Origin of the sequence: Streptomyces caniferus (genome assembly GCF_009811555.1) — a bacterium.
Lineage (GTDB): Bacteria > Actinomycetota > Actinomycetes > Streptomycetales > Streptomycetaceae > Streptomyces > Streptomyces caniferus.
On the sequence record NZ_BLIN01000005.1, the window covers coordinates 4,605,995 to 4,619,770 of the forward strand.

Below are 13,776 nucleotides of genomic sequence, written 5' to 3' on the forward strand. Positions count from 1 at the left end.
CGGTCCCCTGTTACTTCTTCGGTGCGTAGGTGACGGCCTTGACCGGGACCGTCACCTTGATCGGGTCGGCGGTGGCGAAGTGCAGCCGGAGGGTCACCTTGTCGCCCTCGGCCGGCTTCTTCTTCAGCCCCATGAACATCAGGTGGTTGCCGCCGCGGCTGAGCCGGAGCTCGCCGCCCGCGGGTATCGCCAGCGAGTCGACCTGCTCCATCTTGGTGCCGACCGTCTTGTGGATCGTGATGTCCTTGGACAGGTCGCTGGTGACCGAGGTGAGCTTGTCCGCGGTGTCACCGCTGTTCTTGACGGTGAAGTACGCGCCGGCCATGTTCTGGTCGACCGGCTGCGGCATGTACGGGTCGGCGACCTCGAGCTGCGGTGCGCCGTCCGCGCCACCGCAGCCCGCCAGCGCGAGACCGGCGGTGAGGGCGAGGGCGGCGGCGAGGGTGGTGCGGCGGTTCACGGGTTCTGCCCCTTGAGGATCTTCGGAAGTGCCTTGGTGTAGTTGTCGGAGGTCGCCTCCTGCATGCCCATCCAGTGGATCTTGTCGTCCTTGGGGGAGCTCAGCAGAACCTGCGCACCGTGGGTGGAGACGACATCGCCGTTCTTCTTCTTGACCGGCTTCTCGATCCCGATGTTCACGCTGCGCGCGCCGGCCTGGATGGTGTCGAACTTGCCGGTCAGACCGGTGAAGTCCTTGTCGATGCCGCCGAGCCACTTCTTGAGCGCGGCCGGGGTGTCACGCTCCGGGTCGGAGGTGACGAAGACGACCCGCAGGTCCTTCCGTTCGGCCTGCGGCAGCTGCTTCACCGCGACCGCGATGTTGGCCATCGTCAGCGGGCAGACGTCCGGGCAGTTGGTGTAGCCGAAGTAGATCAGCGTCGGGTGGCCCTTGGTCTTCTCCAGCAGGTCGTACTTCTTGCCGCTGGTGTCGGTCAGGACGAGGTCCGGCTTCTCCAGCGGGCTGTCGAGGGTGACGATCGGCTTGGCGGCGGTGCCGCCGGAGACCTCGGCAGTGGGCTTGCCGTCGTCGCTGTTGCAGGCGGTCAGGCTGAAAGCCGCGGCCGCCGCAAGGGCGGACGCGAGCAGGGTCCTTCTGTGCATTGCAGATAAATCCCGTGTCTTTGGATCCCGTTTGTCCGGGAATGAGGTGGGCGGGCCGGCGCGGTCGGGTGCCGGCCCCGCCGGTGGTCAGGCGCTGCGTCGCCGGCCGGCGAACACGCCGAAGCCGACTCCGATGACGCCGACGACGATGCCGATGGCGCCCAGCACGCGCGCCGTGGTGTCACTGCCGGACGCGTCCGAGGTGGCGGCCGCGTTCTTCATGCCGGCCGTGGCACCGCTCTTGTCGTCCGCGCCGGCGGCGCCGTGGCCGTCCTCCTGGGCCGCGGAGAGCTTGAGGACCGGCGCCGGGTTCTCCGGCTCCGGGGCGCCCTCCTTCGTCGGCTCGATCCAGCGCACGACCTCCTTGTCGTCGTACGTCTGGAGGGCCTTGAAGACGAGCTGGTCGGCGTCCTTGGGCAGCTGTCCGACGGAGAGCGGGAACTGCTGGAACTGGCCGGGCTCCACGCCCTTGCCGTCGGCGGTCCAGGTGATCTTCGAGGGCGCCTCGGTGATCTTCTCGCCCTCCATCTCGATCGGCTTGGCGAGCTTGGCCTTGGTGACCGAGACCTTCCAGCCGGGCACCGGCTGCGGCATCACGGACGCCAGCGGGTGGTCGGTGGGCAGCGTGACCTCGAGCTTCACCGTCGAGGCGTCGTCCTTCTCGTTGGGCACCTTGAAGTTGACGGTCGCGAAGCCGCCCTTCGCGGCCGTGCCCGCGGGCTGCACGCTGACGTGCGCAAAGGCCGGGCCGGCCAGCAGCAGCACGCTGCCCGCCGCGGCGGCGCCCACGAGCGGCAGCCGCCGTGCGAGCCGGCGGGGGGACGACACGTCCGACTGCTGCTGCGACATCTTCGAAATCTTCGACATCGGAAAACGCTCCACAGGGAGGAGAAAGTGCGGGTGACGGTCGGGTGGCGCACGTGCGACGACGGCGCGTGAGCCCGACCCGTCCTGTGGGAGCGTGCTTCGCGTCGTCAGGCCGCGAGGGCCAGGGGGGCCAGGGAGGGGGGCCCTCGCCTGGTGACACTGTGGTGGAGTGCGAGGTTCTTCGGGCCGGGTTTGTCATCCCCGTACGAAACGGGGGCGCGCAGCGCATCATCGTGCGCCGTTCCCAGGCCCGTGAGCAGGGCACGAACCAGGGCGAGCGCCCCGCGCACCGTGCCGACGAGTGCCTGTACCGCTATTTCGTACGCCGGAGCCGACAGCCGGACCAGCCGCCACAGGGCCGCCTCGCCCCGCCGCAGCAGCCAGCCGACCGCGAGCGCGGCCAGCAGATGCCCCAGCAGCATGGGCAGCGACGGCAGCAGACCGTGCGTCACCGAGGGGTCGGCGGCGGTCGTGCCACCGGCCGTCCCGGACCCCGCCGGAGCGGCCATCCCGGCGGCGGAGGCGGTGTCGAAGCCACCGGCACCGAGGATCCGGCGGGCCTCCGCGCCGTCCACCCGGCCGGTGCCCAGCCCGCAGGTCACATGCCGGGCGAGGGTGATCGCCGCCCGGTCCGAGAGCCCGCCGTCACCGGAGCCGCTTCCCATGCCTCGCGCCATGGCGGGCATCGGGAGCTGGCTCCAGGCGAACAGTGCGTGCAGGGCGAGCTGCCCCACGGCGAGACCCGCGGCGATCCCCGGCAGCGAGCGTTCCCGCCCGGCCAGCGAGGCCGCGACCGCGAACACCGTGGCCGCCGCGACCCCCAGCGTCCACCACGGGACGGTGGCGCACGAGGCGGCGATGTGCGCGCCCGTGGACAACGCGACACAGACCGCGGTGAAGACCGCGGCCCTCAACAGCCGCAGGTCGGCGGCTGCGCGCGCGGTGCAGGCGGGCGGTGGAGTCATGGCCGCGCCATCATCCCACTGGTCCGATGGCCCGCCTACGGCAGGGCGCGCCGAGCGGGCGCCCCGCCGGGTGTCCAGGGAGGCCGACGGGGCGCGCGGCAGCGCATGGGCGGCGCTCCGCCTACACCGATGCGCTCGCTGTTCGCATCCGCCGAATGAGCGGTATCACGTCCCGGACATGCTTACGGACCTTGCGGCGCGGCAATAGGTATCGATATGTCGAGCCGCGGCCAGGAGGCTGGAGCGATGAGCATCTGGTGGTCACTCCATTTGCGGCGTGAGGCTGCGAGCGTGCCGCTGGCCCGTCGTCTGCTGCTGGGCACGATGGAGACGGCGGGCGTCGACCCGGACATCTGTTACGACCTTGCGGTCGCCCTCTCCGAGGCCTGCGCGAACGCCGTCGAGCACGGCGGCGACGCCGCCACCGAGGACTACCGCGTCACGGCCTTCATCGACGGCGACACCTGCCGGATCGAAGTCACCGACTCGGGCCCCGGCTTCCGCCACCGCCCCGCGCCCCCCGCCCCACCGCATACCGCGGACCACGCCCTCCCGCCGGCCCCCGTGCCCACCCCCGCACAGGCTCCCGCCTATGCGGAGGACGGCCGGGGGCTCTTTCTGATCGAGGCGCTCACCGACCACGTCCGCTACCGCAACCGCACGGGCCGCCCCGGCGCGGTGGTCAGCTTCGACAAGATCCTCAAATGGCGGGAGGGCGCGGCGCTGCCGATGGCGTCGTGACCGCCGGGAGTCTGCATGGGCACGGACGCCACCGCACGCGGCCGAAGGGCACAGCGCCGGTCCGCGCTGCTGGCCCTGGCGGCCGCGGCCGCTGCGGCCCTGGTCCTGCTGGTGTTCGCCGGGCTCAGGAGCGTCCTCCTCCTGGGCGTGGGAGCGGCCGGACTCGCCGTCACCGCGGCGGGTGCCTGGTGGGCACTGACCCGGCGCGGACTCCTCCGGATCCTGGCGGGCACGCTGGCCGCCGCGGCCCCGGCCGCCGTGCTCCTGCTCTATGTCTGGGCCGGTCTGCTGTGGGTGGTCCTCGTCTCGCTCGGCCTGTGGGGGCTGGCGGTCTCCGCCGGCGGCGCCGCGCTCAGCCGGGACCCCCGGCCGGAGCGCACCCCCGAGACCCCGGCCGCGCCGCCCCGGCGGCCCTTCCTCATCATGAATCCCCGCTCGGGCGGCGGGAAGGTGGGCACCTTCCGCCTGAAGGAGCGGGCGGAGGAACTCGGCGCCGAGGTGCACCTGCTGGACGCCGCTCACCATGAGGACGTGGTCGCGCTCGCACGCGACGCCGTCGGCGCGGGCGCCGACCTGCTCGGCGTCGCGGGAGGAGACGGCACCCAGGCGATGGTGGCCGGGGTGGCGGCCGAACACGGCATCCCGTTCATGGTGATCTCCGCCGGCACCCGCAATCACTTCGCCCTCGACCTCGGGCTGGACCGGGACGACCCCGCGCGCTGCCTCGACGCCCTGACCGACGGGGTCGAACTCCGCGTCGACCTCGGCTTCGTGGGCGGTCGGGCCTTCGTCAACAACGCGTCCTTCGGGACCTACGCGGCCGTCGTACAGAGCCCCGCCTACCGCAACGACAAGGTGCGGACCATCCTGGAGATGCTCCCGGACCTGCTGACGCACCAGCGCGGCCCGCGCCTGACCGTGCGCGCCGCCGGCACGGCCATCGACGCGCCCCAGGCCGTCCTCGTCAGCAACAACCCCTACCGCATGGGCGACCCGGCCGGCCTGGGACGACGGGAGGACCTGGATGCGGGTGTCCTCGGGGTCCTGGGCATCACGGTCGACAACGCGGCGCAGGCGGCCGGAATCCTGCGGGGCAGGCACGGCACCGGCCTCACCGCGCTGACCGCCGGGGAGGTCGTCGTCGACGCCGACGAGCCCGAGATCCAGGCCGGCGTCGACGGCGAGGCCCTCACCCTGCCGACCCCGGTCCACTGCTGGATCCGGCCCCGGGCCCTGCGCGTCCGCGTACCGCGGCACCGCCCCGGGGTGCCGCGGGCGAAGCCCGCGATGAACTGGCGGCGGCTGCGAAGCCTCGCACTGACGAGGGAGCGGCCTGCCGGGGACCGGAGGGGCGCCTAGCGTCCAGGAGCGCGCGGCCGGTCCGTACGGCCCCTGCTGGGACGTTGCTGCGGGATGTCCGCGTATGAGATGTCAATCCGGGCTAACATCAGCAGTCGGAAAACTGGCTGGAAAATGCCCTTTACGGGTGGCGGGCAGCGCGGTCTCGCGGTGAGAGAACCTCCCCCGCGGCGTCCCCTGTCCTGCGAGACCAGCGCGCACCATAACTAACGCGAAGTTGCTCGCGTTAGTCTTTCCCGGACAATACTTGGCGTGAACCCGTACTGCAATATGGAGCCGTCGTGACGACAGCGCACCATGCCCCGGGCGAGACCAGGCCCGGTGGTCGTACCGCCCGTACCCGGCAAGCCGTATTGACCGCCGTCTTCGAGGAGTTGGGCGAGGTCGGCTTCGCCGGACTGACCATGGAGAAGGTCGCGCAGCGCTCGGGAATTCATGTCGCGACGCTCTACCGCCGGTGGCGCTGCACCGAGGGCCTGGTGTGCGATCTGCTGACCTACCTGAGCTCCGATGTGCCGCTGCCGGACTCCGGCACCCTGCCCGGGGACCTGCGGGAGCTGGCGTGGTCGATAGCCGCCTTCTACGGGGAGGCGCGCAGGCGCCGGCTGATCGAGGCGGTGGTCTCCGCCGCGGCCCGTGACCCCCAGGCGGCGGCGGTGCTGCGGTCCTTCTTCGACGAGCGGCTGGCGCTGGCCGGGCAGATGGTGCAGCGGGCCGTCGAGCGCGGCGAGCTGCCCGCCGACACCGACCCGGAGAAGGTGATGTCGGCGCTCGGCGCGCCCTTCTACTACCGGATTCTGATCGCCCGTCGCCCCGTCGACCAGGACCTCGCCGAGTCCGCCGCCACCGCCGTCTGGGCGGCGGCCCGGGCCGGGGCCTACGTACGCAGGCACGACGGCCCGTCGAACGGCACGTCTCCCGGCGTCAGCTGACGCCGGGAGACGTGGGAGGGGTGGAACGGGCGCCGTCCACCGGGCCGTTCCGTCCGGTACGGCGGGCGGGGCGGCCGGCGCTCCCGTGACCTGTGGCGGGCGGCCGGCCCGCCGTACTCCGTCCGCTACTTGCCGAGCAGCCCCGCCATCCAGGCCTCGACCTCGTCCGACCGCCGCGGCAGCGCGGCCGACAGGTTCCGGTTGCCGTCGTCCGTCACGACGATGTCGTCCTCGATCCGGACGCCGATGCCGCGGTACTCCTCGGGCACCGTCAGATCGTCCGCCTGGAAGTACAGACCGGGCTCGACGGTCAGCACCATGCCGGGTTCGAGCGTGCCGTTGACGTAGTTCTCGGTACGGGCCGCCGCGCAGTCGTGCACGTCGAGGCCGAGCATGTGGCCGGTGCCGTGCAGGGTCCAGCGGCGCTGCAGCCCCAGCTCCAGCACGCGCTCGACCGGGCCCTCGACCAGGCCCCACTCGACCAGCTTCTCGGTGAGCACCCGCTGCGCCGCGTCGTGGAAGTCGCGGTAGGCCGCACCCGGCTTGACCGCCGCGATGCCCGCCTCCTGCGCCTCGTACACCGCGTCGTAGACCGTGCGCTGGAGGTCGGTGTAGCGGCCGTTGATCGGCAGGGTGCGGGTGACGTCCGCGGTGTAGAGGGTGGTGGTCTCCACACCGGCGTCCAGGAGCAGCAGGTCGCCGGAGCGCACCTCGCCGTTGTTGCGGACCCAGTGCAGGGTGGTGGCGTGCGGCCCGGCGGCGCAGATCGAGCCGTAGCCGACGTCGTTGCCCTCGACGCGGGCGCGCAGGAAGAACGTGCCCTCGATGTAGCGCTCGCTGGTCGCCTCGGCCTTGTCCAGGACCTTGACGACGTCCTCGAAGCCGCGCACCGTCGAGTCGACGGCCTTCTGCAGCTCGCCGATCTCGAACGCGTCCTTGACCGCCCGCGCCTCGGAGAGGAAGACGCGCAGCTCCTCGTCGCGCTCGGCGGTGACCTTGTCGGTCAGCGCGGCCTCGATGCCGGCGTCATGGCCGCGGACCACGCGGACCGGGCCGGTGGCCTCCTTGAGCGCGCCGGCCAGCTCACGTACGTCCTTGCAGGGGACGCCGAGCAGCGCCTCGGCCTCGTCGAGGCTGTGACGCCGGCCGACCCACAGCTCGCCCATGCCGTCGAGCCAGAACTCGCCGTTCTCGCGGTTGGAGCGGGGCAGCCGGTGGATCGTCGCCGTGTGCCCGTCCTTCGTGGGCTCCAGGACCAGGACGCTGTCGTCGGTCTGGTCGCCGGTGAGGTAGACGTACTCCGTCGAGGCACGGAAGTCGTACTCGGTGTCGTTGGAGCGGGTCTTCAGGTTGCCCGCCGGGATCACCAGACGCTCGCCTGGGAAGCGCGCGGACAGCGCGGCGCGGCGGCGGGCGGCGTTCGGGGCCTGCTCGATCGGCTGCAGGTCGCGCAGCTCGGTGTCGGCCCAGCCCCCCTTCATGTTCTCCGCGAGCTCATCCGAGACGCCCGGGTAAAGGCCGTTCTTGCGCTGCTTGATCGGCTGCTCGTCCTCGTCCGGGGTCTCCGGCGTGAGCTCGTCGGTCACAATGCCTCCTTTTAAGACTGAACCGCATTCCATCGTATGTGCGGATCGAAAGGGGGCCAGAGGCAGAAAGGTGTGACCTCTTCGGCACGGCGGTAATCGGCCGCACGGCGGCCGCCGGGGCGGACGGGCGGCGGACGAGGCGGTGGCCGGTGTGCGCCCCGGCGCGCGGCTCCCCGCCCGTCGTACCGCGCGGCCCCACGCCCGCCGTACGGCGGGAGCCGCGCCCGGTCCGGCCTACTCCTCGAAGTACGCCGCGAGCAGCACCACGTCCTCCTCCGACGAGGGATCGTCCAGGCCCTGCGGCAGCATCGTGCGCACGATGTGGTCGACGACCGCCTCCGGATCATGGCGGCTCGCCCGGGGAACGCTCGCGGCCGCCGCGTGCAGCCGGGTGAAGGCGCGGTCCATGGGCTCGCCGGTGCGGTGCAGCAGCCCGTCGCTGTAGAGCAGCAGCGTCTCGCCGCCGGCCGGTTCGATCTCCACGCTCGGCGCTTCCCAGCAGGCCAGCATGCCAAGCGGCGCGGACAGCGAGGTCTCCACGAACTCCGTCCGCAGATCGCCGAGGATCAGCGGCGGGCAGTGACCGGCCCCGGCCAGCACCAGCTTGCGGGCGAAGGGGTCGGTGATTCCGCCCGGCAACGCCTGCGCGTCCGGCCCGCCGGGCGGCGGCTCGGTGAAGGCGAACAGCGCGGTGGCGCTGCGGGCCGGCTCGGTCAGCCGGAGCAGCAGTTCGAGGTCCGAGAGGACCGCGACCGGATCCTCGCCCTCCATGACGGCGTAGGCGCGCAGGGACGCCCGCAGCCGCCCCATGGCCGCGACCGCGCTCGGCCCGGAGCCGGTCACCGAACCGACGGCCAGGCCCAGGGCGCCGTCGGGCAGCGGCAGCGCGTCGTACCAGTCGCCGCCGCCGCGCGGCCCGGTGCTGTGCCGCACCGCGAGGCGTACGCCGGGGATCCGCGGCAGCCGGTGGGGCAGCAGCTCCTCCCGGAGGGTCTCGGTGGCCCGTTGGCTGCGGTGGAGTTCGAGCAGGAGGGCGAGGTGCTCGGCGGCGTGCGCGCGGTAGAGGCCGACGAGGTGGCGCTGCCGTGCGGTGGGCTCGGCCGGTTCGTCGTAGAGCCAGACGGCGGCGCCGGTCCGGCCGATGGGGTCGGCGCAGAGCGGGACCGCGTAACTGGCGGCGTACCCGAGACGGGCGGCGACCTCGCGCAGGCGGGGGTCGAGGTCCTTCTCACCGGGGATGTCGGGCTCGGCGATCTCGGTGCAGGGGCCCGCCGGGCCGTCGTCGCGGGGGCCGGGGGCGCGGCCGCCGGCGCGCGGCGCGGTGCGGGTGTCGTCGAGCGGGCCGGTGCGGGTGTCGTCGCCGGTGGCCCGCTCCGGGAGGCCGTCCAGTATCCGCGCGTACGACAGGGCGCTGCGCGGGACGGTCTCGATGTGACCGATCTCGGCGTGGCCGAGGCCGAGGCCGACGGTGGTCTCCGGGCCGAGGCCGTCGGACGGGGCGAGGACGACCAGACCGCGGCGCGCGCCGACCAGGGCGGCGCCGGCCCGCAGCAGCTCGTGGAGGGCCTCGTCCAGCGTACGGGTGCGCGCCAGTCGTTCGGTCAGGTCGTGCAGGGTGCTGAGGTCGGAGATCCAGCCGGCCAGCCGGTCCTGGACGGCGGCGAGTTGGTCGACGACGGAGACGTCGGGGGCGGCACCGGGTGCGGAGCCGGGGGCGGCGCCCCGGGGCGCGCCGGTGGAGGTGCCGGACATGTCGTCTGACAAGGCGTCGGACGGGGTGCCGGAGGCGGGGTCCGCGGGGGCTTTCGGCCCGCGCGGGTCGACAGTGTGCGCGGGGGAGGGAAGGGCTGGTTCGATTCCAGCCACTTTCGGCACGTGAGGGGCGGTCATGGCCGACGGCTATCGTTGCGCCAGGCATTACCGCAGGTCAGGCCGCTCTTTGGTAGGGAGTGCGGCATTTTGTTGAGTGATGTTGCGCGGTACGGTTGGCCGCTCAATTTCCTCAATAGCATCGCAAACCCCCATGTCATGCTGCTCCGCTATTAATGCCTCCACATGTACACGTAGCAGCGATGCGATGTCCAGCATTGTCCCCATGGGGTTTGTGGTGTCAACGAGGCCTGTAGATTGGCCTGAAAAAAGCCCCCCGAACGTCAATTTGAGGTCGACTGACGGCGATCAGCAGCGCGTCATCACCACAGTGGCGGGTACGTACTCGGAAAGGTGCGGGGTCAGTTGACGCCGCACCGGAACTCTCCGGCGGGCACCGGCGTCTAACAAGCCGACAACCGCGACGCACTCCCAAGAGGCGGGGACTGCACCACGGAAGCGCAAGCGCCATACGCACGCCACCCCTCGCCATGCTTCACGTCCGGCGTACGGCGTGATGCGCTGCCTTGTACACGCGGTGACCAGTGATCCACGTGGCGTGATCGATGCGCGATCGACCCCGGGTTCCACGGCCGGGCCGCAGGACACGCCCCACAACGGCACGAAGCGGCACGGCGCGAAACGATGGTGAACCGGACATGTAGTGCCATGCAGTGCGATGGACGAAGCCCTCGGCGTTAACGGAAAGGAACGAGCGCTCATGCGCGAGATCCTCGGAAGGCGACGCAAGCTGCTGTTCCGACGCGGCGGAAAGTCGGCGCAGCTCGGTGCGGCGCTCCACTACGCCACCGAGTGGCAGTGGCCGGTGCTCCCCGGTGTGGGACTCGGCTCCGCCGGCCGGCAGCCGCCCGCCGCCCGCCTCGGCCTCGGCGAGCGGACCACGCGTCGGTGCAGCTGTCCGGACCCCGAGTGCGTGGTGCCCGGTGCGCACCCCTTCGACCCCGGTCTGCTGGCGGCCACCACCGACGCCCGGATGGTGCGCTGGTGGTGGACGAACCGCCCCGATGCCCCGGTCGTGCTGGCCACCGGCGGCTGCGCGCCGTGCGCGGTGAGCCTGCCCGCCGTCGCCGGTGCCCGCGCCCTGGCGGCCCTGGACCACTTCGGCGTGCGCCTCGGCCCCGTGGTGGCCACGCCCACCCGCTGGTCGCTGCTCGTATCGCCGTACGACCTCCCGGAGTTGGGCGAGCTGCTGCATTCCCAGGACTGGGTTCCCAGCTCGCTGCGGTTCCACGGCGAGGGCGGCTATGTGGTGCTCCCGCCCTCCCAGATCGGCACCGGCCGGGTCCGCTGGGAGCGGCCGCCGGCCTCCCCCAAACTCTCAACTTCTCCCCCACTCTCAACTTCGTTCGAGCGGGGGGACCCCCATGCGCAGGGGGGACCCCCATCCCCGGCCGCGCCCTGGCTGCCGAAGGTGGCCACGATCGTGGACGCGCTCGTCACGGCGAGCACCAGCACCCCCGACGGCGGCAGCCGGCTCGCCTACTGACGCGCACGGATGCCCCGGGCGCCCGATGTCTGCTCGGGCGCCCTCGTTCTGCGCGGGCGCCGACCGTGGGCGGGCGCCTGTCGGGCGAACGCACACACCCCGTGGCGCATCACCCGTACGGGTGTGACCCGCCCCGATCTCTCGGGGAAACGGGCGTCCGGGTGCCCGGGCGCACCCCCGCCGGCCGATAGGTTCGGCCCACCGTCAAGCCGTCGTCAGCGGCATCTCAAGTGCAGGTGGGGCCCATGCAGCGTGCGCAGAAATTCCGCATGATCGGGCTCGCCGGCACGGCGCTGCTCGCCGTCGCCGTGCCGCTGGGTGCCGCGATGGCCGGCCCGGCCGGCACCTCGGCTCCGGGAACCGGGCCCGGTGAGGCGGTCAAGGCCGAAAACAGCTCTCCGGAGGAAAAGGGAAATCGGGGCGATACCGGTGCCAAGCCGGGCAAGAGTTCCGTCGCCCACGCCGTCGGCCGCCCGGGATCGGCCGGCTCCTCCGGCTCCTCCGGCCGACCCGGCCTGCCGTCCCCCTCCGGCCGCACCTCCCGCTGCGGCCCCGAACTCACCGCTCCCCAAAGGATCGAAGCCCAGACCTGTGTGCTCGCCGAGGACGGTCTGACCTGGGGGCGCATGTACTACCGCAATCGCACCGGCGACCGGCTGCGCGCCGTACTGACGCTGCTGCGGCCGGACGAGAGGACCGTCCAGGTGCACTGCGAGGTGCCGGCGGGTGGCGCGCCGGGCGTGTGCGAGACGCCGTCCGCCCCGACCGTGCACCGGAGCCGGCTGCCGTACGCCGCGGTGGCGGAGATCGCCGATGGGGCGGGGGAGCGGCTGCTGCTGAGGTCCGGCAGCAACTCGGCCGTGGGAGGCAGTGGTTCGGACCACTGACCGTGCGGGCCTTCGCGGGCCCCGGCCGGGCCAAGCGGAATGCCTGGTTCCGGACATGGAAGCGCCCGGTCGCTGGCGACGGGGGATGCACCAGCGACCGGGCTTCTAGAACCGTAACAAGAGATCGGCGGTTCGCAAATTCGATCGTGGATTTCCGGACGCCTATTTACCGGCAGGTATGGGGAGTTGTGACGGGTGTCACGCATGGGTCCCCTGGGGCGTCCGGGTCACACGGCCGAGGGCGGCCCGGTCAGCTCAGCGTGACCTGACGGTTGGTGAGCCCGCCGCGCGCCCGGCGCTCCTCGGGGGTCAGCGGGGTGTCCGTCGCCAGGGCCTCGGCCAGCCGCTCGGCGAACGCCGCGGCCGGCTTGGCGACCTCCTCGGCGCTCATCTCGGAGGGCAGGTCCCAGACCGGGACGACCAGACCGTGGGCACGGAACGATCCCACCAGGCGAGTGCCTTCGCCGAGCGAGGTGGCGCCCGCCGCGTGCAGCCGGGCCAGCGCGTCCAGCAGCCGCTCCTCGGGGTGCGCGGTGACCCAGCGCAGATGGTTCTTCTCCGGGGCCTCGCACCAGTAGGCGCCCTCCAGGCCGGGGATACGGGCGGTCGGGATGGCCGCCGCGTTGGCCCGCTCCAGGGAGGCGGCCACCTCGCCGGTGGCGTTCTCGGCGTTCTCCACCCAGAACTCGAAGCCGGTGTGGACGGTCGGCTCGAAAGCCGCGTCCGGGTCGAGCAGGTCCTGCAGCCGCGGACCGTCGGCGGCGTGCCGCTCGGCGGCGACCGGGTTGCCGGGCTCCGTGGCCAGCGCGCGCTGCAGGGTGTCCGCGAGGTCGCGGCTGAGGTCGCCGGAGGCGGTGTCGTTCTGCAGGCCGAGCAGCACCGCGCCGTTGTCGCGGCGCAGCGCGGGCCACGCCATCGGCAGCACGGTCGCCAGCGTCACGGACGGCACGCCCTCGGGCAGCCCGCCCTTCAGCGTCAACTCGGCGGTGGCGGCGGGCACCAGCTCGCGCAGGGCCACCCAGTCGCACTCGCCGGGCAGGCCCTCGAAGGGGCGTTGCACGAGCTCGGTGACGGCGTGCGCCGCCTGTCGCCCGTGACAGGCCTTGTACCGGCGGCCGGAGCCGCACGGGCAGGGCTCACGGGCGCCGACGACCGGCACCTCGCCGTCCTGGATCTTCGATGCTGCGGCCTGGGGCTGGGGACGGCGCTTCTTGGCCATGGCGACGGTGTCTCCTGGTCGATCCTGGGCGTACGGACGCGTTTCGGCGCGAGCCTAGAGGATTGCGTCCGAGGTCGCGCCCGGTGGCGCACCGGGCCGTGTCCCGCCCTGCTGTCGCGGACGCCGGCGTGTCCTGGCGCCGCTACGTCAGATCGTCGAAGTCCAGGAAGCCCGGGTCGAGCGGCCGCCCGTTGGCCACGCCCGCGCCCGCGGCGAGCGAGGGCGGCAGATCGGGCGTCAGGTCCACGCGCGTAGCGAACGCGCCTTGAAGCGAGAGGACCGCCCAGACCGTGACTTCGCCGGCGACCGTGTCGCGCACACCCCAGTCCTTGGCGAGCGAGCGGATGATCGCCAGTCCGCGGCCGCCGCGCGCCGTGACCGACGGAGTGGCCGGAAGGGGCCGGGTCGGGCCGCCGCCGTCCGTGACCGCGACGGTCAGCCTGCCCTGCGCGTCGATGCGCCAGGACGCCCGTACGGATGCCGGGGTGTCCTTTGCGTCGGGCGTTACGGAACCCGGTGATCCGTTTTCGTATATCGGACGCGCATGGCGACACGAATTGCTCAACAGTTCCGAGAGGACGAGCACCGCGTCATCGACGACGGTGTCCTGAACTCCACTTGCCAACAGCTCTTCACGCATGCGTCGCCTGGCCATGCCCACACCCACTGGGCCATGAGGTACGGCCATGATCGACGACGTCGGCACCTCTTGTGCCACCACCAACGCCACCCCCGAGACCTCC

At 72.4% G+C, this 13,776-nt stretch carries 13 protein-coding genes; 5 read left to right on the top strand and 8 right to left on the bottom strand.

From position 1 onward, the window contains the following. Positions 1 to 10: 10 nt before the first annotated feature. From Scani_RS36695 to Scani_RS36710, 4 genes are all read right to left on the bottom strand, one after another. Positions 11 to 460, bottom strand: a complete 450-nt coding sequence (locus tag Scani_RS36695; RefSeq protein ID WP_159481975.1) for a copper chaperone PCu(A)C — start codon at positions 458 to 460, stop codon at positions 11 to 13. Then, entirely contained in the window at positions 457 to 1,101 is a 645-nt protein-coding gene (locus tag Scani_RS36700) for an SCO family protein (RefSeq protein ID WP_159481976.1), read from the bottom strand. Before Scani_RS36700 ends, Scani_RS36695 begins: the two co-directional genes overlap by 4 nt. An 87-nt stretch (positions 1,102 to 1,188) precedes the next feature. Then, positions 1,189 to 1,968, bottom strand: a complete 780-nt coding sequence (locus Scani_RS36705) for a YcnI family copper-binding membrane protein (RefSeq protein ID WP_159481977.1) — start codon at positions 1,966 to 1,968, stop codon at positions 1,189 to 1,191. A gap of 107 nt (positions 1,969 to 2,075) precedes the next feature. Next, positions 2,076 to 2,933, bottom strand: a complete 858-nt coding sequence (locus Scani_RS36710) for a hypothetical protein (protein ID WP_159481978.1) — start codon at positions 2,931 to 2,933, stop codon at positions 2,076 to 2,078. A gap of 246 nt (positions 2,934 to 3,179) precedes the next feature. On the opposite strand from Scani_RS36710, the gene Scani_RS36715 reads away from it, so the two are divergent. From Scani_RS36715 to Scani_RS36725, 3 genes are all read left to right on the top strand, one after another. Beyond that, positions 3,180 to 3,674: an ATP-binding protein gene (locus Scani_RS36715; RefSeq protein ID WP_159481979.1), complete on the top strand. Its 495-nt coding sequence runs from the start codon at positions 3,180 to 3,182 to the stop codon at positions 3,672 to 3,674. Positions 3,675 to 3,689: 15 nt separating this feature from the next. Continuing rightward, entirely contained in the window at positions 3,690 to 5,033 is a 1,344-nt protein-coding gene (locus Scani_RS36720; RefSeq protein ID WP_159481980.1) for a diacylglycerol/lipid kinase family protein, read from the top strand. A 281-nt stretch (positions 5,034 to 5,314) separates the two neighbouring features. Further along, complete coding sequence (locus Scani_RS36725) at positions 5,315 to 5,965, top strand: TetR/AcrR family transcriptional regulator (protein WP_159481981.1); 651 nt, start codon at positions 5,315 to 5,317, stop codon at positions 5,963 to 5,965. Between the two features lie 125 nt (positions 5,966 to 6,090). On the opposite strand, the gene Scani_RS36730 is transcribed toward Scani_RS36725, so the two are convergent. Together Scani_RS36730 and Scani_RS36735 are read right to left on the bottom strand one after the other, a co-directional pair. After that, positions 6,091 to 7,551, bottom strand: a complete 1,461-nt coding sequence (locus tag Scani_RS36730) for an aminopeptidase P family protein (RefSeq protein ID WP_159481982.1) — start codon at positions 7,549 to 7,551, stop codon at positions 6,091 to 6,093. A 234-nt stretch (positions 7,552 to 7,785) separates the two neighbouring features. Further along, on the bottom strand, positions 7,786 to 9,441 hold the full coding sequence (locus Scani_RS36735) for a PP2C family protein-serine/threonine phosphatase (RefSeq protein WP_159481983.1): 1,656 nt from the start codon (positions 9,439 to 9,441) through the stop codon (positions 7,786 to 7,788). A gap of 700 nt (positions 9,442 to 10,141) precedes the next feature. Between Scani_RS36735 and Scani_RS36740 the strand changes: the two genes are divergently transcribed. Next, entirely contained in the window at positions 10,142 to 10,927 is a 786-nt protein-coding gene (locus Scani_RS36740; protein ID WP_159481984.1) for a bifunctional DNA primase/polymerase, read from the top strand. A gap of 245 nt (positions 10,928 to 11,172) precedes the next feature. Further along, positions 11,173 to 11,814, top strand: a complete 642-nt coding sequence (locus Scani_RS36745) for an SPRY domain-containing protein (protein WP_159481985.1) — start codon at positions 11,173 to 11,175, stop codon at positions 11,812 to 11,814. Between the two features lie 250 nt (positions 11,815 to 12,064). Here Scani_RS36745 and Scani_RS36750 read toward each other — a convergent pair whose 3' ends face one another. Then, positions 12,065 to 13,033, bottom strand: a complete 969-nt coding sequence (locus tag Scani_RS36750; protein WP_159481986.1) for a DUF5926 family protein — start codon at positions 13,031 to 13,033, stop codon at positions 12,065 to 12,067. A gap of 142 nt (positions 13,034 to 13,175) precedes the next feature. After that, positions 13,176 to 13,763 (bottom strand): ATP-binding protein, encoded by a 588-nt coding sequence (locus tag Scani_RS36755; protein WP_246296355.1) that lies wholly within the window; start codon positions 13,761 to 13,763, stop codon positions 13,176 to 13,178. Positions 13,764 to 13,776: the final 13 nt, after the last annotated feature.

Coding starts and splice junctions, on each gene's coding strand:
- Scani_RS36735 (WP_159481983.1), bottom strand. CDS start 9,441: ATGACCGCCCCTCACGTGCCGAAAGTGGCTGGAATCGAACCAGCCCTT.
- Scani_RS36715 (WP_159481979.1), top strand. CDS start 3,180: ATGAGCATCTGGTGGTCACTCCATTTGCGGCGTGAGGCTGCGAGCGTG.
- Scani_RS36720 (WP_159481980.1), top strand. CDS start 3,690: ATGGGCACGGACGCCACCGCACGCGGCCGAAGGGCACAGCGCCGGTCC.
- Scani_RS36700 (WP_159481976.1), bottom strand. CDS start 1,101: ATGCACAGAAGGACCCTGCTCGCGTCCGCCCTTGCGGCGGCCGCGGCT.
- Scani_RS36705 (WP_159481977.1), bottom strand. CDS start 1,968: ATGTCGAAGATTTCGAAGATGTCGCAGCAGCAGTCGGACGTGTCGTCC.
- Scani_RS36750 (WP_159481986.1), bottom strand. CDS start 13,033: ATGGCCAAGAAGCGCCGTCCCCAGCCCCAGGCCGCAGCATCGAAGATC.
- Scani_RS36710 (WP_159481978.1), bottom strand. CDS start 2,933: ATGACTCCACCGCCCGCCTGCACCGCGCGCGCAGCCGCCGACCTGCGG.
- Scani_RS36740 (WP_159481984.1), top strand. CDS start 10,142: ATGCGCGAGATCCTCGGAAGGCGACGCAAGCTGCTGTTCCGACGCGGC.
- Scani_RS36745 (WP_159481985.1), top strand. CDS start 11,173: ATGCAGCGTGCGCAGAAATTCCGCATGATCGGGCTCGCCGGCACGGCG.